The organism is Brevibacterium sp. 50QC2O2, from assembly GCF_024580675.1.
GTDB lineage: Bacteria > Actinomycetota > Actinomycetes > Actinomycetales > Brevibacteriaceae > Brevibacterium > Brevibacterium moorei.
Genome location: NZ_JANIJZ010000007.1, coordinates 128690 through 151890, shown reverse-complemented (window position 1 = coordinate 151890; position 23201 = coordinate 128690). Strand labels below are relative to the sequence as shown.

Annotated in this window: 17 protein-coding genes; 11 read left to right on the top strand and 6 right to left on the bottom strand. The window is 71.1% G+C overall.

Annotation, left to right across the window (positions count from 1 at the left end):
* Positions 1–20: 20 nt before the first annotated feature.
* Positions 21–1547: an amino acid permease gene (locus tag NQ038_RS07915; protein ID WP_257058987.1), complete on the bottom strand. Its 1527-nt coding sequence runs from the start codon at positions 1545–1547 to the stop codon at positions 21–23.
* Between the two features lie 254 nt (positions 1548–1801).
* A complete protein-coding gene (locus NQ038_RS07910) occupies positions 1802–3286 on the bottom strand; it encodes an amino acid permease (RefSeq protein ID WP_257058990.1) in 1485 nt (494 codons plus the stop codon).
* 229 nt (positions 3287–3515) lie between these two features.
* Between NQ038_RS07910 and NQ038_RS07905 the strand changes: the two genes are divergently transcribed.
* On the top strand, positions 3516–4361 hold the full coding sequence (locus tag NQ038_RS07905) for an NmrA family NAD(P)-binding protein (protein WP_257062323.1): 846 nt from the start codon (positions 3516–3518) through the stop codon (positions 4359–4361).
* Here the strand turns inward: NQ038_RS07905 and NQ038_RS07900 are convergent.
* Both NQ038_RS07900 and NQ038_RS07895 read right to left on the bottom strand, forming a co-directional pair.
* Entirely contained in the window at positions 4358–5515 is a 1158-nt protein-coding gene (locus tag NQ038_RS07900; RefSeq protein WP_257062322.1) for a ThiF family adenylyltransferase, read from the bottom strand. The genes NQ038_RS07905 and NQ038_RS07900 overlap by 4 nt on opposite strands.
* Positions 5505–6536, bottom strand: coding sequence for a molybdenum cofactor biosynthesis protein MoaE (locus NQ038_RS07895; protein ID WP_257062321.1), 1032 nt, complete (start codon positions 6534–6536; stop codon positions 5505–5507). Before NQ038_RS07895 ends, NQ038_RS07900 begins: the two co-directional genes overlap by 11 nt.
* Positions 6537–6641: 105 nt before the next feature.
* On the opposite strand from NQ038_RS07895, the gene moaA reads away from it, so the two are divergent.
* From moaA to NQ038_RS07850, 9 genes are all read left to right on the top strand, one after another.
* The gene (gene moaA / locus NQ038_RS07890) at positions 6642–7772 is read left to right on the top strand and encodes a GTP 3',8-cyclase MoaA (RefSeq protein ID WP_257048994.1); all 1131 of its coding nucleotides are present in this window, start codon (positions 6642–6644) and stop codon (positions 7770–7772) included.
* A gap of 22 nt (positions 7773–7794) precedes the next feature.
* Positions 7795–8094 carry a MoaD/ThiS family protein gene (locus NQ038_RS07885; protein ID WP_257048995.1) on the top strand — a complete coding sequence of 100 codons (300 nt, stop codon included), beginning with the start codon at positions 7795–7797 and terminating at the stop codon, positions 8092–8094.
* A gap of 145 nt (positions 8095–8239) precedes the next feature.
* Positions 8240–10369, top strand: a complete 2130-nt coding sequence (locus NQ038_RS07880) for a hydantoinase/oxoprolinase family protein (protein WP_257059012.1) — start codon at positions 8240–8242, stop codon at positions 10367–10369.
* On the top strand, positions 10369–12399 hold the full coding sequence (locus NQ038_RS07875) for a hydantoinase B/oxoprolinase family protein (RefSeq protein ID WP_257062320.1): 2031 nt from the start codon (positions 10369–10371) through the stop codon (positions 12397–12399). Before NQ038_RS07880 ends, NQ038_RS07875 begins: the two co-directional genes overlap by 1 nt.
* A gap of 4 nt (positions 12400–12403) precedes the next feature.
* Positions 12404–13333, top strand: a complete 930-nt coding sequence (locus tag NQ038_RS07870) for a carbamate kinase (protein ID WP_257048999.1) — start codon at positions 12404–12406, stop codon at positions 13331–13333.
* A gap of 69 nt (positions 13334–13402) precedes the next feature.
* The gene (locus NQ038_RS07865) at positions 13403–14116 is read left to right on the top strand and encodes an NTP transferase domain-containing protein (protein ID WP_257059018.1); all 714 of its coding nucleotides are present in this window, start codon (positions 13403–13405) and stop codon (positions 14114–14116) included.
* A complete protein-coding gene (locus NQ038_RS07860) occupies positions 14113–15048 on the top strand; it encodes a MoxR family ATPase (protein WP_257062319.1) in 936 nt (311 codons plus the stop codon). The genes NQ038_RS07865 and NQ038_RS07860 overlap by 4 nt, the downstream gene beginning before the upstream one ends.
* Positions 15041–16123 carry a VWA domain-containing protein gene (locus NQ038_RS07855; protein WP_257049003.1) on the top strand — a complete coding sequence of 361 codons (1083 nt, stop codon included), beginning with the start codon at positions 15041–15043 and terminating at the stop codon, positions 16121–16123. Before NQ038_RS07860 ends, NQ038_RS07855 begins: the two co-directional genes overlap by 8 nt.
* A complete protein-coding gene (locus tag NQ038_RS07850; RefSeq protein ID WP_257062318.1) occupies positions 16120–17334 on the top strand; it encodes an XdhC family protein in 1215 nt (404 codons plus the stop codon). The genes NQ038_RS07855 and NQ038_RS07850 overlap by 4 nt, the downstream gene beginning before the upstream one ends.
* 51 nt (positions 17335–17385) lie before the next feature.
* On the opposite strand, the gene NQ038_RS07845 is transcribed toward NQ038_RS07850, so the two are convergent.
* The gene (locus tag NQ038_RS07845; RefSeq protein ID WP_257059026.1) at positions 17386–20370 is read right to left on the bottom strand and encodes a DUF1116 domain-containing protein; all 2985 of its coding nucleotides are present in this window, start codon (positions 20368–20370) and stop codon (positions 17386–17388) included.
* A 68-nt stretch (positions 20371–20438) separates the two neighbouring features.
* A complete protein-coding gene (locus NQ038_RS07840) occupies positions 20439–21416 on the bottom strand; it encodes a DUF2877 domain-containing protein (RefSeq protein WP_257049006.1) in 978 nt (325 codons plus the stop codon).
* Between the two features lie 35 nt (positions 21417–21451).
* Here NQ038_RS07840 and NQ038_RS07835 point away from each other — a divergent pair, with 35 nt between their 5' ends.
* Positions 21452–23137: a PucR family transcriptional regulator gene (locus NQ038_RS07835; protein ID WP_257049007.1), complete on the top strand. Its 1686-nt coding sequence runs from the start codon at positions 21452–21454 to the stop codon at positions 23135–23137.
* The last annotated feature ends 64 nt before the right edge of the window (positions 23138–23201 follow it).

Here is a 23201-nt window from a genome sequence, read left to right as displayed (position 1 = left end):
GCAGGCCGGGGCGGGCCGGCTCAGTCCGGCAGGCCCTGCTCCCGGCGCACGTCCATCGCCGGACGGGTGTCGACTCCGCGCTTGGCCAGGGTGGACTTGACCGCAGGCCACAGGGCGAACAGTGCTGCGGTCAGGATCAGGCTGGTCCACACCTGGACGCGGGTGCCGCCGTCATTCGGATCGATGATCATGATGACGACGATGACCAGCACCAGCGCGATCACCAGGATGTTCAGGTACGGGGTGAGCCAGGAGCGGATCTTCAAGCCCTTGCGCTGTTCGGGTGTGAGCTTCAGGCGCATCCGCCACTGCGCCAGGGCGATGAACACGTAGATGAACAGGGCGACCAGACCGCCGGAGTTCATGATGAAGTCGAAGATCACGGTACCCTTGTCGCCGGCGTAGTTCGCGATGATCGCGATGAGCGCCGCCACACAGGAGGCGAACAGGGCCACCACCGGGGTGCCGTAGCGCGAGCGCTTGGCCACGAACCTCGGGGCGAAGCCCTTGTCGGCCAGAGCGGCCATCATCCGCGGGGCCGAATACAGACCCGAGTTCAACACGGAGATGACGGCCGTGAACAGGACGATCTCCATAATCGTCGAGGCCCCCGGCAGGCCGAACATGCCGAAGATGTAGGCGAACGGCGCGGTGATGGAGGGATCGGGCAGTTCGTTCCACGGCACGGCCATGACGATGATGAGCACGCCGCCGACGAAGAACAGCAGGATACGCCAGATGACGGTCTTCGTCGCCTGGTTGATACCGCGGGCGGGGTCGACGGATTCGGCCGAGGCCATCACGGCGATCTCGGTGCCGAAGTAGCTGAAGATGACGGTGGCGATCGCGATGAAGATCGCGGGCACGCCCATCGGGGCGAAACCGTCATGGGCCCACAGATTGGAGATGCCGGGATCGTGGTCTGCGGCGGTGGGCCACAGGTGCAGGACGAACAGGGCGCCGACGACCAAGAATACGATGATCGTGACGACCTTGATGCTGGCCAGCCAGAACTCGATCTCGCCGAAGATCCGCACCGAGAACAGATTGGTCATGATGAACACGGCCACCAGCAGGATCGACCACGCCCAGGTGGGGACCGCGGGGAACCAGCCGTTGAGCAGCCCGCCGCCGATCACCGCCTCGTAGGCGATGATGCCGGCCCAGTAATACCAGTACAGCCAACCGGTCAGGTAGGAGGCGTAGCCGCCCATGGACTCATTCGCGTACTCCATGAAGGAGCCGACGGCGGGCTTGCGGGCGGCCATCTCGCCGAGCATCCGCATGGCCAGGAAGACCAGGAGGCCGCCGATCAGATAGGCGATGATGGCCGCCGGGCCCACTGCGCGCACCACATTGCCAGAACCCACGAACAGGCTGGCGCCGATGATGCCGCCCAGGGTGATCATGGTGATGTGGCGGTTGGCCAGTTTTCCCTTGTCGCGCACGACGATATCGTCGATGCGCTCGCCGAGTTCGGCACCGCCGTCCTTACCGGTGCCCTGGTTGCGGGCATCGCCGTGCTGGGGTCTGTTTTCAGATTTCATCAAGAGTTTCCTGTATCGGTCTTTCTGTCGGGGGATACTGCGTCGTGCGGTCGCGCACGTGTGTGTCGTGCGGCAGAAGTGGCTCCAGGCATATGGAGTGTTCCAAAGCACAGGTCAGTCTACTGAATGTTTGTTTCAGAAAGAGTCGCCGGACACGGAAGTGGCCGAGGCCACACCCACTCGGGTGTGGCCTCGGCCAGGGGTGCGGCGGCCGGTTCGCCCCGACCCGCGCGCGGCGGTCAGAGGGCGCTCGGCTACTTGCCGGCCGCCTCGGTTTCGGCACGGATGTCCATCGCCGGGCGGGTGTCGACCCCGCGCCGGTGCAGGGTCCGTGACACCAGTGGCCACAGCACGACCAGCACGGCGGTGGCCAGCAGACTGGTGAACACCTGGGCGCGGCCGCCCGGGGTGAGCAGCATGATGATGATGACGGCGATGACGGCGGCGAAGACCACGAGGTTGAGCCAGGGGACGAACGTGACCTTCAGGGGCAGCTCGGCGCGTTCGGCGGGGGAGAGCTTCATGCGCATGCGCAGCTGGGCCCAGGCGATGCAGACGTAGACGAACAGGGCGACCAGGCCGCCGGAGTTCATGATGAACGTGTAGATGTTCTCCGCTCCCGCGAAGTTCGCCACGATCGCGGCCAGCGCGCCCACGCACGACAGCAGAAGTGCGCCGATCGGGGCGCCGGACTTGGTGCGGCGGCCGATCCACTTGAAGGCGAAGCCCTTGTCCGACAGGCTGGCCAGCATGCGCGGGGCCGAATACAGCCCGGAGTTGAGCACGGAGATCGCCGCGGTGAACAGCACCAGGTTCATGATGAGTTTGGCCTGGGGCAGGCCCAGCATCTCGAAGACGTAGGCGAAGGGTGCGGCGACATCGGTGGGCGGCAGTTCGTTCCACGGCACGGCCATGACGATGATGAGCACGCCGCCGACGAAGAACAGCAGGATGCGCCAGACGACGGTGCGGGTGGCCAGTTTGATGCCGCGGGCGGGGTCGACGGACTCCGCTGCCGCCATGACGGCGATTTCGGTGCCGAAGTAGCTGAAGATGACGGTGGCGACCGCGACGATTGCGGTGCCGGCCCCCTCGGGCATGAAGCCGCCGTGGCTCCACAGATTGGAGATGGCCGGATCGTGGGCGCCCGAGGTGGGCCACAGGTGCAGGACGAACAGGGCGCCGGCGACGAGGAAGACGATGATGGTGATGACCTTGATGCTGGCCAGCCAGAATTCGATCTCGCCGAAGATGCGGACCGAGAACAGGTTGGTCAGCAGGAAGATGACGACCAGCAGCGAGGTCCAGGCCCAGCTGGGCACTGCGGGGAACCAGCCGAAGAGGGTGTTGCCGCCGACCACGGACTCATAGGCGATGATGCCGACCCAGAAGTACCAGTACAGCCAGCCGGACAGATAGGCGGCCCAGCCGCCCAGTGATTCGTCGGCGTACTCCATGAAGGAGCCGACGGCGGGCCGGCGGGCGGCCATTTCGCCGAGCATCTGCATGGTCAGCCAGACCAGCAGGCCGCCGATCAGATAGGAGATGATGGCGGCGGGGCCCACCGAGCGGATGACGTCGCCGGAGCCCACGAACAGGCTGGCGCCGATGATGCCGCCCAGCGTGATCATGGTGACGTGGCGGTTGGCCAGTTTGCCGCGGTCGCGTACGACGACCTCGTCAGTGGCGGGGGAATCGGGGGTGGCGCCCGCTGGGGCACCGGAATCCGAGGATTTCATAGCTTCCTTCACGACGGCTCGATGACGGCTCTTCGGGGCCGGAGTCCGCCATTGTGCAGTGTAAGCACGTAAAGGTTGGTGTGCATAGTTTTGAGGGCTGGGTCACTTGGCGGATAGGATCGCGGCGAGACGGATTGGCGGCGGCGAGGCGGGGCAAAGGAGCCCCGGCACAGCGCGGGAACGGCGCAGCGCGGGAACGCACAGCACAGAAGCGGAAGAGGAGTGGAGCATGGGTAGGGACCGAGGGACGATCGCGGTGATCGGCGGGCACGGCAAGACGGGTCGTGCGGTGATCGGCGGCCTGAAACGGCTGGATCAGGAGTCCGTGGCCGTGGGCAGGGCCCAGCTGGCGGACCCGGGCACAGCGCTGTCAGAGGCCGCGGCCATCTACCTCATCGCCCCGAATATGTGCGCCGACGAACCGGGATTCGTCGACACCTGGCTATCCGCCGCGGCCGAGGCCGGGGTCGAGCGGGTGGTCTACCATTCCGTGGCAGCCCCCTACGCCCCACAGATGCCGCACCATCTGCACAAGGCGATGAGCGAGGACCTGGTGCGCCGCAGCGGCCTGGACTGGACGATCCTGCAGCCGTGCGCCTATGCGGAGAACCTGCTGCCGGGCCTGCGCGAACCCCAGCCGCAGATCCGGATCGCCTACAGTCCGGACACACCCTTCGGGCTGATCGGCCTGGACGATGTGGGCGCGATCGCGGCCCGGGTGCTCCTGGAGTCCGGGCACACCGGCGCGAGCTACGAACTGGGCGGCCCGGAGCTGGTGACGGTGCGCCAGGTGGCGCGGATCGCCGAGGCGGCACTGGGCAGACCGGTCGATCTGCGGGTGGAGTCGGTCGACGACTGGGCAGCCGGCCCCGGCGCCGGACTCGAGGCCAGGGAGCGGGACTGGCTGGCGGCCATGTTCGCCTATTACGACGCCCACGGCCTACCCGTCGGAGGCAGGGTCGCGCAGATGCTCCTGGGACGTCGCCCCGAGTCCATGGAGCGGCTGCTGCGCCGTGCCCTGGTGCCCGAGGCCGAGGCGGCGGACCAGGGAGGCCGGCGGGAACGGGATTCCTAGGTGGACCGGGATTCCAGGGCGCGCCAGGCGCGCATCCCGCCGGTCACATCGATGGGTTGCAGGCCGGGTGTCCCTCCCAGGAGGCGCACGGCGTGGGCCGACCTGGTGCCCGACTCGCAGTAGACATAGCACCGGCGCGGTGCGCCCGCGCCGGGTTCCCCGCCGAGTTCCATCAGGCGGGCCACGGCCCCGACGGGGTCCGCGGCGATGTCCTCGACCGGCAGGTTGACCGATCCCGGGATGGCGTCGGCGGCGTGTTCGGCCGGGGTGCGGACGTCGACCACCGGCACTGCCGTCCCCGTGGTGCCGGTCCCGGTAGCAGCCTCGGGCGCAGCGTGCCCCGTCCCTGCCAGGAGCCGGTGCAGTTCGCCCGCGCTCACCGCGGGGGCCAGGCCCTGGCCGATCTGGTCGGGGCCGGCCGGTCGGAGCGTCGATTCCCGGGCCGCGAGGTCGATGAACTCCCACTGCGCGGTGCGCATATCGTAGACGCCCACCCGGCCGCGCAGCACAGTGCCGATCCCGGTGATCAGCTTGATCGCCTCGGCGGCCAGGGCGGTGCCCATGATGCCGGGGAGTACGCCGAGGACCCCGGCCTGCACGCAGCTGGGCACCGACCCTGGCGCTGGAATCCGCGGGAAGAGATCACGGTAGGTGGGACCCGTGACCGGATCGAAGACGCTGAGCTGTCCGCCGTAGCCCAGGACCGCCGCCCACAGGTGGGGGATGCCCAGCAGGGTCGTGGCATCGGAGACGATATAGCGGGTGGCGAAGGAGTCGCTGCCGTCGATCACCAGGTCCCAGCCGTCCACGAGTTCCACCGCGTCGGCGGCGTCCAGTCTGCGGTCGATCGGCACGATCCGGACATCCGGGTTCAGGGCGCGCAGCGTGCGGGCGGCCGAATCGACCTTCTTCAGCCCCACATCCGCGGTGGTGTGCAGGGGCTGACGGTGCAGATTCGACAGTTCGACCCGATCGTCGTCGATCAACCCCAGCGTGCCGACGCCGGCGGTGGCCAGGTAGATCGCGGCGGGGGAGCCCAGGCCGCCGGCGCCGATGCACAGCACCCGGGCCCGCGCCAGAGCTTCCTGGCCGCGGGAGCCGAAGCCGGGCAGGCTGATCTGCCTGGCATAGCGGCCATCGGGCTCAGTGCCCATCGACGCCCACCCAGGTGTGCTCGCCGGTGGCATAGCTCTGGCGCTTCCAGATCGGCACCGTGGCCTTGACGGCATCGACGACCGCAGCGCAGCAGGCGAAGGCCTCGCCGCGGTGCGGGGCCGAGACCGCGACGACGATCGCGTCATCGCCGACGGCCAGCCGGCCGGTCCGGTGCGTGCAGTGGATCCGGGCCTCCGGGAAGTCCGCGGCGATCCGGGCCACGGTGCGCTGCATGATCGCGGCTGCATCCGGGTGGGCCGAATACTCCAGCCCGGTGACATCGGAGCGCCCGGAATCCGTATTGCGCACGGTGCCGACGAAGTCGACGGTGGCCCCCGCTCCGGCATGAGACACCGCGCGGCGGGCCGAGGCCGGGTCCAGTGGGAGCTCGCTGAGCCCGGTGACAACGGCCGGGACCGCTTCGGCTGTGCCGGCTGCTTCGGCTGTGCCGGGTGCACCGGTCGCATCGGGTGTCGCCGCGCCCACGGCGGACTCCGCCGGGGCCTCGGGAGTGTGGGTGCGGATGTCGCGGACCTGGGCCAGCAGGTGCCCGAGCAGCGGGGAGAGGACCGCGATCGCATCGCGCGCCGCGCCGAGGGAACCAGGCAGGTTGATGAGCACGGTGCTCCCGGCGATCCCCGCACGCCCGCGGGACAGCGCCGCCAGCGGAGTGGATTCCCGCCCTCCGGCCAGCAGTGCGTGCACGATCCCCGGCAGCTCGCGGTCGATGTAGCGGGCCGTCTGTTCGGGTGTCAGATCGTCCGGGGTGGCGCCGGTGCCGCCGGAGGTCAGGATCAGATCGGGCCGCGCGCCCGCCGGTGCGGACAGTCGTTCGCCCAGCAGGTGGCCCACGGGGGCGCCGTCGGCGACCACCAGGGGGCCGGTGACGGCGAAGCCGGCCTGTGCGAGCCAGTCGACCAACACGGGGCCCGACCGGTCCTGGGCCCTGCCATGGGCCGCCGAGGTGGAGGCGACGATGACGGTGGCGCGGGGCTGTGGGTCGAGGGTGACGTCGGTCATGGGGCCAAGACTATCCAACCGGGCGCCCGGGCGGACAACGCCGTCCGCCCAAGCGGGCGCGGCCGATGAATGGACTCCGCCGACGCGGTTGGTAACATCGGTCACATGTCTGTGGCGTTGGGAATGCCGATGGTCCGCGGCGAGGATACGGTCACGGTGGCGCGCAGGCGACTCGTGGAGCGCACGGAGGACTTCCCCGGAGGGCCGGGGCTGGCCGACCGGTTCGGCCGGATCGGCGAGGACCTGCGGATATCGGTGATCGACAAGTGCAATCTGCGCTGTGGCTACTGCATGCCCGCGGAGGGGATGCAATGGCTCCCGCGCGAGGACCTGCTCAGTGCCGCCGAGATCGTGCGGATCGTGCGCATCGGGGTCCGGCTGGGCGTGCGGGAACTGCGCCTGACCGGGGGCGAACCACTGGTGCGCCCCGATCTGGAGGAGATCATCGCCGGGGTGCACAGCGCACACCCCGAGCTGCCGATCTCCCTGACGACCAACGGGATAGGCCTGGACAAGCGCGCCGCCGGCCTGGTGCGCGCCGGCCTGCGGCGGATCAACGTGTCCCTCGACACCGTCGACCCGCAGGTGTTCGCCCGGATGACCCGCCGCGACCGGCTGCCGCGGGTGCTCGCCGGGATCGCCGCGGCGCGGGCCGCCGGGCTCGACCCGATCAAGGTCAACGCCGTGGTGCTGCACGGACAGAACGACCACACCGTGCTCGAACTCCTGGACTACTGCCTGGCCCACGGCCTGCAACTGCGCTTCATCGAGCAGATGCCCCTGGACGCCGACCACGGGTGGACGCGCGAGCGGATGGTCGACGCCGCCTGGCTGCGCACCACCCTGGCCCGGAAATACGTGCTGGAACCGGTGGCCGAACCGCGCGGGGGCGCTCCGGCCGAACTCTACGAGGTCCGCGCGGCGGACCCTGTGGCGCCCGGGAGGGCCGCCGTGCTGGGCCGGGTCGGGATGATCGCCTCGGTCACGGAGCCGTTCTGCGCTGCCTGCACGCGGACCCGGATCACCGCGGACGGGCGGGTCCGCTCCTGCCTGTTCTCCCGGGAGGAGTTCGATCTGGCCGGGCTGCTGCGCTCCGGGGCGGGCGACGCCCTCATCGCCGACACCTGGCAGCGCGCCATGTGGCTCAAGCCCCGCGCCCATGGAATGGACCATGCGGGTCTGGGCGATGCGGACTACGTCCAGCCGGAGCGCAGTATGAGCGCGATCGGGGGATGATGGTCCGGTGAGACTGGATGAGATGACACGGGATGCCCCCGGCGGGGCCGAGGCCCCTGTCCGGGTGCGGTACTTCGCCGCGGCCAGGGCGGCCGCCGGCCTGGCCGAGGAGACGGTGGGGCTGCGGGCCGGGGCGCTGGACGCCGCCGGGCTGCGCCGGGAGCTGGGACGGCGGCATCCGCAGCCGCCCGTCGGCGAACCCGCCCTGCACGAGGTGCTGGAACTGTCGAGCCTGCTGTGCGAGGGCCTGGTGCTCGAACCCGGCGACGAGGTCCCCGCAGGCGCGGTGGTCGATGTGCTCCCGCCCTTCGCCGGGGGCTGAGCAGGCCGCCGGTGGAAACACCCCGGTAACCCTTTGTCAGGTTTTGCCGGTGACTGTGTTTTCGGTTGGCGGAATATGCCGATGGAGTGATGCCCGTCACTTGGAAAAATAGTCTCAGCAGACAAAGCAGCCTGAAGGGACTCAGATGTCGAATCACAGTTCGCGTATCCGTATCGGTATCGACACCGGCGGTACGTTCACCGATGTCGTCGCATTCAACGAGGCGACCGGGGAATTGACCACCACCAAGACTCCGTCGACCCCGTCGAACCCCGCCGACGGTTTCATCAACGGCATCGACAAGGTGCTGGGCATGTTGGGCGCGGACGGCGAGGACATCGTGGCGGTCAGCCACGGCACCACGGTGGCCACCAACCAGTTGCTCGAGGGCAAGGTCGGCGACCTGGGCTTCATCACCACCGAGGGCTACGAGTTCGTCCTCGAGATCGCCCGCCAGGCCGTGCCCGACGGCTACGGCAACTCCTACTTCTGGGTCAAGCCCGACCGCATCGTGCCGGCCGACCTGGTCAAGACCGTGGGCGGCCGGATGGACTTCGAGGGCAATGAGGTCCGCCCCTTCGACGAGGACGCCGCCCGCACGGTGGCGCGCTGGTTCAAGGACAAGGGCATCACCACCCTGGGCGTGAACTTCCTGCACGCCTACGCCAACCCCGCGCACGAACAGCGGATGCGGCAGATCCTGCACGAGGAGCACCCCGGGGCCATCGTCTCCCTGAGCTCCGAGGTGCTGCGCGAATACCGCGAATACGAACGCTCCATGACCACCCTGGTCGATGCGGCCGTCAAGCCCAAGGTGTCGAAGTACGTGGCGAACATCCACGATCGCCTCGACCAGTACACCGGCACCGCAGCCGGCAAGCGCGCCGCGATCCCCTTCTACATCATGAAGTCCAACGGCGGCGTGCTCTCCGCCGACGAGGTCGTCAACCAGCCCATCACCACCGTGCTCTCGGGACCCGCCGCCGGCGCCCTGGGAGCCGGGCTGATCGCCCGCGAAGCCGGCTTCGACAAGGTCCTGACCTGCGACGGCGGCGGCACCTCGACCGATGTGACCGTGGTGCTCGACGGCGACCCGGCACTGACCACCGAGGGCTCCGTCGGCGTCTACCCCTCGAAGATCCCGATGATCGACGTGGTCACGGTGGGCGCCGGCGGCGGCTCGATCGCCTGGACCACCCCGGAGGGCCAGCTCAAGGTCGGCCCGCAGTCGGCCGGCGCCGACCCCGGCCCCATCTGCTACGGCAACGGCGGGACCGAGCCCACCATCACCGACGCCCACGTGTACCTGGGCCGGATCCCCGCACACCTGCTCGGCGGGGAGATCCCGCTGGACGCGGACGCCGCCCGCTCCGGCATCGCGCAGATCGCCGCGAAGCTGGGCCTGTCCACGGAGAAGGCCGCCACCGGCATCCTGGAGATCAGCGCCTGGAACCAGGCGAACGCCCTGAGCCAGATCTCCGTCAAGCGCGGCCTGGACGTGCGCGACTTCATGCTCGCGACCTTCGGCGGCTCCGGCTCGCTGCTGGCCTGCCGCCTGGTCGACATCCTCAACCTGGCCGGCGTGGTCGTGCCGTTGAACCCCGGCAACGTCTCCGCCTTCGGCCTGCTGACCGTGGACGTGAAGAACGACTACGTGCAGACCCATGTGGCCAAGGACATCGGCCTGGACATCGACACGATCGCCGGGATCTTCGACGAACTGCAGACCAAGGCCACCGCAGCGCTGGACAACGAGGGCTTCGCCGCCGCCGACCACCGCTTCGACCGCTCGGTCGACCTGCGCTACTTCGGCCAGGCCTTCGAGGTCAGGGTGCCGGCCCCCTCCGGCGCGATCACCCGCGACTGGGCAGACGAGGTGACCCACGCCTTCCACGCCGAACACCGCCGGCTCTACGGCTACGACTTCGAGGGCAATGCCGATCAGCAAGTCGAATGGGTCAACGTCCGGGTCTCCGGCATCGGCCCGATCACCCGCCCGCAGATCAAGCAGATCGCCTCGGCGACCGGGGCCGCGGCCCTCGACGAGCGGGCCCGCACCGGAGAACGCGGCGTGTGCTTCGACGCGGAGGCCGGCTTCGTGGAAGCGCCCATCTACTGGCGCCCCGAACTGCTGGCCGGCGATGTCATCACCGGCCCCGCCATCATCGAGGAATTCGGCTCGACCGTGCCCCTGCACCCGGGCTTCACCGCCCGGATCGACCAGGCGGCGAACATCATCATCACCCGCAGCGCAAACCAGGAGGCAGCCAAGTGATGCAGGCAGCGCAGAACACCGTGCAGACCCCCACCGACTCCGGATCCATGCTGGGCCTTGAACCACTGACCGGCCAGGCCCTGCAGGACTACATCGAGGCCCAACCGATCAACCCCGCCGGCCTGCCGACGCCGTACGAACACGGCGAACGGCTGACCCCGGAGGGGACCTCGGTCGACCCGATCGTCGTCGAAATCGTCGAGGGCACCCTGGCCAGCGTGGAGATGGAGGTGGAGACCGCCATCGCCAGGACCTCGCGCTCGCCGATGATCCGCGACGCCCACGACTTCCGCGCCGGCATCCACGACCGGCAGCTGCGCAAGCTGACCGGCCGATCGTACTCCGCCCTGGTCCACCCCGTGGTGCGTGACTACCCCATCGACCAGATGAAGGAAGGCGACGTCTTCTTCCACAACGACGTCTACGAATCCGAAGGCGGCATCGGCCACCTGCCGGACATGTGCGTGACCGTCCCCGTGTTCGCCGACGGCAAGGTCGTGTGCTTCGTGCAGGCCTTCGGCCACCACGACGACATCGGCGGCGCGACACCGGGCTCCATGCCCTCGGCCGCGACCAGCGTGTTCGAGGAGGGCCTGATGATCCCCCCGATCAAGCTGTGGGACCAGGGCGTGCCGAACAAGTCCGCCCAGCGCATCATGACGCGCAACTCCCGGATGCCCGACTCCATCGCGGCGGACCTGGACGCGGAGTGCTCCGCCTGCCTGATGGGCGCCCGCCGGCTGTCCGAGCTGTTCACCCGCTACGGCGTGGACACCGTGGAGGCCGCCTTCGACACGATCCTGGACAATACGACGGAGATCTACCGGCGCGAGATCCTCTCGAAGATCCCCGACGGACAGTACGTGTGGGAGGACTACGCAGAACACGACGGGGTCTCCGATCCGATGCTGCACACCCAGCGGATCACCCTGACGAAGACCTCGACGGGCGGCCCGGGCGATGGCCCGCGCCTCATCATCGACTTCACCGGCACTGCGGCCCAGGCTGTGGGCCCGATCAACCACTGCGGCGACTACGTGGGCGGGAACTTCCTGAAGAAGTGGCTGGCGCCGATCCTGCGCAACCTGGCAGACACCCCGGAGCGGATGGCCGAACTGGACGTCAACGAGGGCATCGTGCCGCTCATCGAGATGCGCTTCCCCGAGAAGGGCACGCTGCTCACCCCCGTGTTCCCCGGGCCCACGAACGCCCGCACCTTCGTCATCCTGCGCCTGCTGGGCGTGCTGGCCGGCGTGGTCGCCAAGGCCGTGGACGGACAGATGCCGGCGGACCAGGAGACGATCCGCTACACCGGCGTCTACGGCAAGGACCGCGACGGCAACGACTATCTGATGCGCGAAGTGCTCGGCGGCGGCTCCGGCGGGCGCTACTACTCCGACGGCGAGGACACCATCCACGTGGTGCCCGACTCCCGCAACCTGCCCACCGAGTTCACCGAGTCCCGCTTCCCCTTCCTGGTGGAGCGCCTGGGCCTGGCCCAGGATTCCGGCGGTGCCGGCCGCTACCGCGGCGGGCTGGGCTATGAGAAGCACATCCGGATGCTCAAGGACGGACACTTCATGTCGATCGCCGACAGGTCCATCCTGGCCTGCTGGGGTGTCAAGGGCGGTCTGGCGGGCAAGCCCTTCCAGGTCACCATCGACCCGGGCGGCCCGGAGGAGCGCGAAGTTGAGGCGCTGGCCGACGACGAGCCGATCAGGGCCGGCCAGGTGGTGCGCATCCGCACCACCGGCGGCGGCGGCTGGGGCGACCCGCTGGAGCGGCCCTATGACGAGGTGCTGCGCGATGTCCGCTGGGCCAAGGTGTCCGTGGCCGGGGCGCACGACTCCTACGGCGTCGTGATCACCGGCACCGGCGACGATGTCGCGGTGGACGTCGCGGCCTCGGACGCGCTGCGCGCCGAAATGCGAGCCGGACGCACCGGCGAGGAGCCGTTCTTCGACCGCGGGCCCGGCTTCGCGGCCCTGGCCGGCGACGGGTCCCAGGCGCCGTCCGTGGACTGGCTGTGACGCGATGAGGGTACTGGTGGCCCTGGGCGGCAACGCCATGACCGGGCCGGACGGGGACGCCTCACCGGACGCCCAGCGGCGCGCGATCGCCCGGGCCGCCGTGCACCTGGCCGATCTGGTGGCGGCCGGCCACGAGGTGGTCGTCACCCACGGCAACGGCCCGCAGGTCGGCAACATCATGCGCAAGAACGAGCTGGCATCGGTCGAGCTCCCACCGGTCAGCCTGGACTGGTGCGGGGCGCAGACCCAGGGCACCCTGGGCTTCACGATCGTCAACCGGATCGAGAAGGAACTGGGTGCCCGCGGGATCGACAAGCACGTCACCGCGCTCGTCACCCGCACCGTGGTGGACCCGGACGATCCGGCCTTCGACGATCCGGTCAAGCCGATCGGGTCCTACCAGGACGCGGCCCACGCCGCGCGGATGAGCGCGCTGGGCCAGGTCTGGAAGGACTTCGGGGCCAAGGGCTGGCGGCGCGTCGTGCCCTCGCCGGATCCGCAGGAGATCCTGGAGACGCCCACCGTGACCCATCTGGTGGACGCCGGCTGGATCGTCGTGGCCGCCGGTGGCGGCGGCATCCCCGTGGTGCCCGACGGCACCGGCTACAACGGGGCCTCGGCCGTGATCGACAAGGACCTCAGCGCGGCCAGGCTGGCGCTGTCCGTGGGCGCGGACCGGCTGGTCATCGCCACCGATGTGCCCTATGCGGTCGCGGGCTTCGGCACGCCGGAGGCACGCGATATCGAACAGGTGGACGTGGCCGGACTGCGCGCGATCGCAGCCCAGGGCACCTTCGCCTCCGGGTCCATGGGCCCCAAGGTCGAGGCGGTCCTGCGCTTCGTCGAGGGCGGCGGGCCGATGGGCGTGATCGCCTCCTTGGACGCCCTGCCCGAGGCCGTGGCCGGCACCGCGGGCACGGTGGTGACGGCGTAGCGGCGGACGCCGGGCCCGGTCGGTGGCGCTCGACCCCCTCCACCAGCTGCGCCGCTTAGGATGGAGGCGATGGTCACACCGAAGAATCCACAGATCCCCGTGGTCCTGTTGGCCGCGGGCCGGGGCCGCCGCATGGGTGGGCCCAAGGGCCTGTTGCGCGACGATAGGGGCCGGTCCCTGGTGGCCTGCCAGGTGGAGTCGATCCGCCGGGCCGCCGCCCTGGAACCGAACCTGGATCCAGATCCGATCGTGGTGCTCGGCGCCGCCGCGCAGCGGGTGGAGCACCTGGTGCCCGCCGGTGCGCGGATCGTCCACAACCCCGACTGGGCCTCCGGGATGGGCGGCTCGCTGGCCGCGGGCCTGCGCGCCGTGCCGGCGGATGCGCCAGGGGCCCTGGTGATGTTGCTCGACCTGCCCCACGTCCCGGCCGAGGCCCTGGCCCGCCTGGCCGCACAGACGGACCCCGGGCAGCTGGCCCGGGCGCTGTGGAACGGCGTGCCCGGACACCCCGTGGCCATCGGCGCAGCGCACATCCCGGCGGCCATCACCGCCTGCCACGGCGATGCCGGCGCGCGCGGACTGTTCGCCGCCGTGGCACCCGCCGCCGTGAACCTGGTCGAATGCGCCGATCTGCTGGCGCCCGGCGTGCACGGGGACGCCGATATCGACACACCGGAGCAGGCGGCTGCCGCAGGGTTGCGGCTGCCCGCAGCGCTACCCGCCCGGGGACAGGGGGCCGACCCGCGCGAGGATGCCGGACGGGCCAGAGGAGAGCGCGCATGACGGAACGATCAGAACACACCCCGCTCGACGGTCCCGAATCCTGCCGCCGGGCGCTGGCGGCCGCCGGCTACATCGCCGACGACGCGGTGGCCACCGCCTGCTTCCTGGCGCTGGAACTGGACCGGCCCCTGCTGTGCGAGGGCGTGCCGGGGGTGGGCAAGACCAGCCTGGCCCGGGCCCTGGCCCAGGTTCTGGGCGGACCGCTGATCCGCCTGCAGTGCTACGAGGGCCTCGACTCCACCCACGCCCTCTACGATTGGGACTTCGCCGCGCAGATCCTGCACGTGCGCACCCTGGAGGCCCAGGCCACGAGCACGGGGACCGCACTGGCGGCCGCCGGCATCGAAGACGAACTGCACCGCGAGCGCTTCCTGGTCGCCCGGCCCATCCTCAAGGCCCTGCAGGCCGGCGCGCCCGTGGCTGCCGGCGCCGCGGGCGGGCGGGCGGTGCTGCTGATCGACGAACTGGACCGGGCGGACGACGAATTCGACGCCCTGCTGCTCGAAGTGCTCTCCGACTGGTCCCTGACGATCCCGGAACTGGGCACCGTGCGCGCCGCGGTGCCGCCGGTGGTGATCCTGACCTCGAACCGGACCAGGGACGTCCACGATGCGCTCAAGCGCCGCTGCCTCTACCACTGGTTCGACCAGCCGGGCCCCGAGCGGGAACGCGAGGTGCTGGCCCTGCACGTCCCACATGCCGCGAGCGGGCTGCGCGGTGCCGTGGTCGCCGCCGCCGGGCGCCTGCGGGCGGCCGATCTGCTCAAACCGCCGGGGACCTCGGAGACGATCGACTGGTTGCGCGCCCTGCACGCCCTGCGGGTGGACGAACTGGACGAGCCGGCGCTGCGGGCGAGTCTGTCCGCGGTGGTCAAGGACGCCGCAGACATCCCCGTGGCGCGCGAGGTCCTGGGCGTGACCGGCGGTGCCTGAACTGGCCCGGGTGCTCACGGACTTCGCCGCAGCGCTGCGCGCCCAGGGGCTCGCCGCCGACCCCACCAGAGTGGGCCTGTTGCTGCGCGCTGTGGCATTGGTGGACCCGCTGGACGTGGCGCAGGTGCGCGCCGCGTCCCGGACGATCATGTGCTCACAGCGGGAGCACCCGGCCGTACACGACCGCGTCTTCGACCGCTACTTCGGCCTGGCCGGCCGCCGGCTGCCGCGTTCGACCCCGGACGAGGTCCGGGTCCCCACGGCACAGGAGGGCGCCGGCGGGCAGGACGGGGAGGAGGGCGCGGGGCCCATCGTGCCGCAGGCCAGGGCGGCGCGCACCGAACTGCTGCGCCACGTCGACCTGGGCGCCTCCGAACTGGCCGGCGAGGCGCTGGCCCTGATGGAGCGGCTGGAGCTGCGCAGTCCCCGGCGGCGCTCGCACCGCGTCCGCCCTGCGCCGCGGGGCACGCCGGATGAGCGGCGGACCCTGCGGCTGCTGGCCCGCGGACGCGAACTGGACCGACTGCCCACCGCCCGGCCCCGGGTCCGGCGCCGCCCGGTGATCGTGGTCGCCGATGTCTCCGCTTCGATGGACGAATGGCTGCCGGCGCTGTTGCGCTTCATGCAGCGGGCAGTGGTGGAGATCGACGCGCGCGCCTTCGCCCTTGGCACCCGGCTGACGCACCTGAGCCCGCGGCTGACCGGGCCGGGCGGGGTGGCGGCGGCTCAGCGCGCCATCCCGGATCTGGCCTCGGGCACCCGGCTGGGCGACGGGCTGCACGAGCTGGTGGACTCCCGGTGGCGCGAGGCCGTGCGCGGCAGCGTGTTCGTCCTCATCAGCGACGGCTGGGAGCGCGGGGACTGCGCCGGGCTGGAGGCGGCGGCGGGCCGGATCGGCCGGCTGGCGCGGCACTTCGTGTGGATCAACCCGCGGGCCGGGCGCACCGGCTTCGCCCCCGAGATCCGCGGGATGCGGATCGCCCAGCGCTACAGCGATGCGCTGATACCCGCGACCACGGTGGCCGATTGGCAGCGGGCCTGCACCCATATCGCGATGGAGAGGGAGATGCGATGAGCACTGCGAACACACCGGGGACTGCTCCGGGGGCTGCCCCGGGCGGCGAAGCGGGTCCGAGCACGGATCCGAGCACAGCCGAACTCGCCGGCACCCTGCTCGACTGGCTGCACACGGACCGGCCCTTCGCCCTGGCCCTGGTCGTGCAGACCTGGTCCTCGGCACCGCGGCCGGCCGGGGCGCTGATGGCCGTGGCCGCCGACGGGCAGGTGGTCGGCAGCCTGTCGGGCGGCTGCGTGGAGGGCGCGGTGCACGAGCTGGCGCTCGACGTCCAGCGCACAGGAGGCGCTGCCCTGGCCCATTACGGGGTCAGCGACGACGATGCCTTCGCGGTGGGCCTGGCCTGCGGCGGCAAGCTCGACGTGCTCGTCACCGCGCTGGGCCCCGGCGACCGGGAGGCCCTGGCAGCCCATCTGGCGGCAGGCCGGGCGGGCGGCCCGAGCGCCCTGGCGGTGCGGCTGCCGGCCGGGCCCGGTGAGCCCGATCCGGCGGGACCGCACCTCATGCGGATCGGGCCCGGTGGTGCGCCCGGGGCCGCGGACAGTTCCGCGAGTCCAGGCGCCGCCGCAGGGACCCTGGGGGACTCGGGGCTCGACGCCCGGATCGGGACTCTGGCCACCGACCTGATCGGCACCGGCGCCACCCGGGTCCTGCAGCCCGCGGACGGACCGCGGGTGCTGGTCACGGCCTCGGCGGCACAGCCGCGGCTCATCGTCTTCGGCGCGATCGACTACGCCGCCGCCCTGGCCGAACTGGGCCGGTTCCTGGGCTACCGGGTGACCGTCTGCGACGCCCGCGCGGTGTTCGCCACCGCCGCGCGCTTCCCCGCCGCCCACGAGGTCGTCGTGGCCTGGCCGCACCGCTATCTGGCAGCCGAGGTGGACGCCGGGCGGGTCGCGGCCTCGACCGTGGTGGCGGTGCTCACCCACGACCTGAAGTTCGATGTGCCCGTGCTGGCCCAGGCCCTGGCATCGCCCGCGGCGTACATCGGCGCGCTGGGCAGCCGGCGCACGCACGCCCTGCGCGTTCAGGCCCTGGCCGAGGCCGGGGTGGCCGCCGAGGACATCGCCCGGATCCACGCGCCGATCGGCCTGGACCTGGGTGCGCGCACCCCGCAGGCCACGGCCGTGTCGATCTTCGCCGAGGTGATCGGCGCGGCAGCCGGCCACACCGGTGGGAGCCTGAAGGATTCCGTCGGCCCGATCCACTGACCGGGCCGGCGACCCCGGGGCCGGGCCGGAAACCCGACCCCGGGCGCTGGCTCAGGCCCGCTGGGCCAGGGTCTCGATGCCGGTGGTGAAGCACTCGCGCGGGGGATTGACCAGCCCGGCGCCCACCTGGCCCACACCTGCGACCCGGCCGGCCATGCCCGTGTTGATCTGCGGCAGCACGTTCGTGCGCAGCACCTTGACGATGTCGATGCCGGAGGGCACGCCGCGGAACTCCAGGATCGGGATCTGGTGGACCGGGTGCTCGCCCAGGGTGATCTCGTACATCCGCTGCGTGGTCTCCACGGCGAAGGGCACGTCCCCGCCCACCAGGCGCACTACGGCCGGTGCCGCGGCCATGGCCAGGCCGCCGATCCCGGCGGTCTCCGTGATGGCGGAGTCGCCGATGTCCGGGTTCGCGTCCTCGGGTCCGTAGGAGCCCAGGAACAGGCCCTCGGCGATCTGCGCGGGACCGGTGTACCAGGTGTCACCGGTGCCGGCCAGCTGCACGCCGAACTCCGTGCCGTTGCGCGCCATGGTCACGACCATGGACGAACCGGCCACGCCCTTGGCCGCGTGCATCGCGAGCTTGCAGGTGGGCATCACCAGGTTGAGCGCGAAGTAGTCGTTGGCGCCCAGGAAGCGGCAGACCTCGGCCAGATCGGAGGACTCCCAGCCGTCCAGGTTCAGCAGATCGGGCATCAGATCGCGCAGGAACAGCAGGGTCGCCGTGCGGTTGCGGTTGTGCCCCTCATCGCCGGACTGCAGCATCTGGGAGACATAGTATTTCGTGTCGATCGGACCGTGCGCGGCCACCGCCGCGCCCAACACAGGGCCCAGCACATCGCGCATCCAGCGCAGCCGGGTGAGCACCTCGTCGTTGTTCGCGCCGTAGCGCAGCACTTTGCCCAGGCCCTCGTTGAGCGAACAGTAGGCGCGGCCGCCGTAGACCGGGTCGCGCAGCTCGAACATCCACATCGAGGGGCTGACCACGCCGGCCATCGGGCCCACCGCATCGCGCGAATGGCACGGGGCCATGGTGAAGCGGCCGTCGGCCAGGCCGGCCTCGGCCTCCTCGAGGGTATCGGCCAGGCCCTCGAAGACCACTGCGCCGGCCAGCGCGCCGCGCATCGGGCCCGAGGCGTTCTCCCACTGCAGCGGCGGGCCCGAGTGCAGGAACTCGTTGTCCGCCAGGCCCAGGCATTCGCGGGCGGGCCGTAGACCCACCAGTTCCGCTCCGGCATTCAGGATCCGCTCGAGCGCCTCCTGGTTCGCCGCCAGTCTCCGGGGATCGGACATCACCCGGTAGATCGCGGCGGCATCGCCCAGCGGCGGCTGCCAGGGGACCTCGGTGACGTCGACGGCCTGGGCGCGCAGGGCATCGGCGAACAGCGCCACGCCCACGGTGGCGACCGTGGGCTCCCCGTCGAGCAGGCCGTGCAGCGCCGGGCCGGCGGCCTCGGCCGCGGCGGTCAGGGCGGACTCCGCACCGGCGGCAGCCGGCGCAGACCCGGCCGGCGCGGCTGCGGCCGGCTGCGCGGACGCGACGCCCAGCAGTTCCAGCGCCCGACGCACGGCCTGTGCATTGGAGGCGTAGACCTCGGCCCCGGCGGCCACCAGCGTCTGCGCCGTGGCGGCGAGGTCCTGCGGATCGGCGGGCGTGCCCAACAGGCTCACGACCACCGGCAGGTTCCGGCCGGAGTCCGCCGCGGCGGCCCTGGCGTCCGAGATCGCCGCGGCCAGATCAGCCGCCGGGTCCTGATGGGCGCCATGGCCCAGCACCAGATCCAGCACCAGGACGCCGGCGTGTTCGGCCTGGGCGCGGATCGCCTCGAGGCGCAGGCCCGGATCGATCATCGGGTGGGCGCGCCCCTGGGTCATGGCGTCGTCGCCGAAGTCCACCACGGCATGACCGGTGGCCGGAATCCGCGCGCCGTCGATGCGCGGGGCGCCGGCCAGCGGGATGTTCGAGGGAATGGGGCCCAGCCCGGCCGCGGCGATCAGCATGGCCTCATCGGCCAGGGTGCCGCCGCAGAACAGACCGCGCAGCGGGCCGGCGACGTCTCCGGCCGCAGTGGTGCTCTCCGGCAGCCAGCGCGGCCACCGGGGTGCGGGGTGTCCGGCCGCGGCCAGGGCGTGCTCGACGCCGGCCGTCAGATCGGGGGAGTCCGGGCCCAAGACGGCCCAGCTGACCGCCAGGCCCAGCTCGGCGGCCAGGGATTCGACCTCGGCCACGACCTGCGGATCGGCCGGTTTGGACACGACGACGACGTGCTCGGTGGCGGGATCGGCGGCCAGGGCGCGCAGCGCCTGCTTGGTCGTCAGACCGCCGACCTGCGCGCTCAGATCGCGTCCGCCTGTGCCGATCAGATGGCTCACACCCACACCGGCCGCGTCGAGCAGCGTCGAGACCTGCTGGGACCCGGTGCCAGAGGCCCCGACGATGCCGAAGGAGCCGGCGGCGACCCGGTTGGCGAAGCCCAGACCCGCGCCGCCGATGATCGCGGTGCCGCAATCGGGGCCCATCAGCAGCAGATCGCGCTCGCCGGCGTAGCGCTTGAGTTCGACCTCGGTGGCGACGTCGACATTGTCGCTGAACAGCAGGACGGAACTGCCGGCGTCCAGGGCGGCCCTGGCCTCGATCCCGGCGTAGGCGCCCGGCACGGATACCACGGTGAGGTTGGCGCCGGCCCGGTCCACCGCGGACTCGACCGTCAACGGGGGCTGGACGCCCGCGCCGAGACCGCCGGCGGACTTCGCCGCGGCGGTCAGTTCCGCGAAGGCCGAGTCGACGGCGGTGCGCCCGGCGGCCAGGGTGTCCTCGTCGGTGGCGCGCAGGGCGATGACAAGGTCGTTCGGGGTGACGTCGGCGGGTACCGTGAAGCCCACCCCGCGCATCAGTTCCAGGTTGAGTTCGGTGCCCATGCCGATCAGGGCATCGGTGATTCCCTCCGTGGTCTGCTTGACCCGGGTCGAGACTTGCATGAGGGCGACGGAGTCGAAGTAGAGGCCGGCTTTGACGTCGAGGAGTTCGGGCACGGGCTTGTCCCTTTCGATCGGGGTGGATGGACGTGGACGTTTGGTAGTGCAGGATGCGCTGGTGCGGTTCACGGGGCGGCGCGCGCGGTCGCGGTGGCCGGGTCCGCCGGAGCCTCCGGTGCGCCGCGGGCCCGGTGGGCCAGGGCCGCTCCCAGCAGCAGGTCGTATCCGGAACTGTGGCCGATCCCGGAGACCAGTTGCAGGGCCGGTTCCGGGTCGGTGAGATCCGCGAGCGAGGCGATCGCGCGGGCCGTCTGCGGCAGGCAGTAGCCGGCCAGGGCGGCTTCGATCAGCGAGGCCGACAGCGCCGGGGTGCGCGCGTAGAGCAGGGGGCCAGGCAGGTGTTCGCGCAGGAGCGCCAGCGCGCTGTCCTGCCCGCCGGCGCGCAGGGCCAGGGCGACGCCGCAGAGCAGATCGTCGCCCGAGGGCGTGCTGCCGGGGCCGAAGCCCAGCAGGTGGTGCACGGCGGAGGTCAGGGCAGGGGACCGCTCGGTCAGGGCGGCCAGCAGTTCCCGGCCCCGGCGGGCCAGGTCGGAGTGCCCGGTGTGTGCGGCGATCGTCGCGAGCACTTCGGCGGCCCCGCCGGCTGCGGCCCGTGGCGCCGCGGCGGGCGAAGGGCGGGCGGCCACCGGCTGTACCCGCCGACGGGCGATCCTGGTGGGCCGCCAGGTGCGGGCCGCGCGCAGCTGCAGGCCGTCGGTCTCCAACGCCCGCACGAGCCCTGTCCGGTCGGTGTGGACCAGGACCGGATCGCCGGTGGAGATTCCGGCCAGGTGCCGGTGGTCCAGTCCGGGGCAGCGCAGTCCGGTTGGCAGCTCGAGGGCGCCGGGGCCCAGGACGGGCAGCACGCGCGGGCACGGTCCGGTGGTGCAGACGTAGAAGCCGGTGCCGAAGATCTGCAGAACGGCACCCGGCAGCACGGCTTCCGACCGGACCGTGCGGGGCCGGCCGGCAACTGGGGCCCCGGCCACCGGACTCGGGGTCGGCGGGGTCGAAAAGGGCAGGGGGGAGGCCGCCGCCGGGATGATAAGTGATCTGGACCTCACTTTCCCAGGTTATCGCGGGCTGCTAGGGTCCAAGCATGTCAAACGATGCCAAGAAGAGGCCCGATTTGCAGCAAGAAATGCTACTCGAGCTCGAGGGTGTCGAAACGGTGGCGCTGACGGTCCGCGAAGTGCTTCAGCTGCCCAGCATGCGGGGCTGCACCGTGGTCGCCGGTCGCGCGGGGCTGGACCGGCTGGTCGAGAAGACCAATGTCATGGAGGTCCCCGACATCCTCCCCTGGGTCAAACCGCGCGAACTCCTGCTGACCACCGGATATCCGCTGCGGGAGGCCCCCGACGCCCTGGTGGAGTTGCTGGGCCGCGTCGAAGCGGCGGGGGTCTCTGCCCTGTGCATCAAACCGGGCCGCTATATCGACCGGATCCCGCCGCAGGCGCTGGCCGAGGCCGAACGCCTGTCCCTGCCCATTCTGGAGCTGGGCGAGGGCGTGGGATTCGACGAGATCATGCACGAGGTGCTCTCCTCGAGCCTGAGCCGGGGCGTGGCCATGATCCGGCTGGCCGAACACACCATGCGGGAACTGGTCAACGTGGTCGTCGGCGGTGGCGACCTGACGGACGTGTGCCGGATGCTCATCGAGCGCATCGGCTTCGCCGCGGCCGTCACCACCCTGGACGGCCGCCTCAAGGCGATGGTGGCCGAATCAGATGCCGAACGCGAACGCCTGCTGGGCCTGAGCTGCTTCGACGAATCCGGCAGGTTCATCGTCGAGGACGAGCCGGCCAGGGCGGCCAGGTCCCAGGGGCAGGTGTTCTGGGGCAACTGTCAGATCCTCGATGACGAGCGGACGCTGGGCCGGATCGTGGCGTTCTCCGACCGGACCCCGGGGGACGTCGAATTCCGGGTGCTGGAGCAGGCGGCCGCGGCCGCCGCCCTGGTGCTGGCCCGCGAGCAGTCGGTGGCGGCGGTGGAGAGCAAGTACCGCAGCGACTTCGTGCTCGAAGTGCTGCGCGGGCACATCGCGTCCCCGGAGCGCACGGTGTCACATGCGAAGTCCCTGGGATGGGACCTGGACCGTGAACTCAACGTGGTCGTCGCCGAGGCCGATCCCAGCGATGACAGCGTGGCCGCCGACGATCTGTCCCAGTTGCAGACGCTGTTCGCCCGCGCCTGGTCCTCTGTGGTCTCCGCCGACGATCCCCATGCGGCGGTCGTCGGGTCAGGCGATCAGGTGATCCTGCTGCTGGCGGCGGCCGACCGCGACGAGATCGTCGAGCGGGTGCGCGCCTACGCCACCGCGGTGCGGGGGCGCGGCGGCGGTGGCCGGAGGGAGTTCTCCGTGGGGATCTCACGACCCACCGCGGACGTCGTCGACCTGGCCGATGCCTATCAGCAGGCGACCAGGGCCCTGGACGTGGGGCGTCAGCTGGGGGCCGGCCACAACTTCAGCCACTTCGACGGACTGGGCGTCTACCGGTTGCTGCTGCACGTGGGGCAGAAGGAGGAACTGCGCGCCTTCGCCCAGGAGACCCTGGGCGTGCTGGCCGGCGATGACAAACCGGAATACGCGGACCTGCGGGAGACCCTGCAGGCCCTGCTCGACCACAATCTCAACGTCGCGGAGACGGCAAGGGCGCTGTTCTTCCACTACAACACGCTGCGCTATCGGATCACCAAACTCGAACGCATGATCGGTCCATTCACCCGTGATCCGCACCTGCGGCTCGCCGTCGAACTCGCCCTGCAGATCGTCAAACTTCCATAGGGCCGACCGGGCCGTCTTTGGCAGAATCTGTGGGTTCGGCAGTGGTTCACACCACATAGCCTGG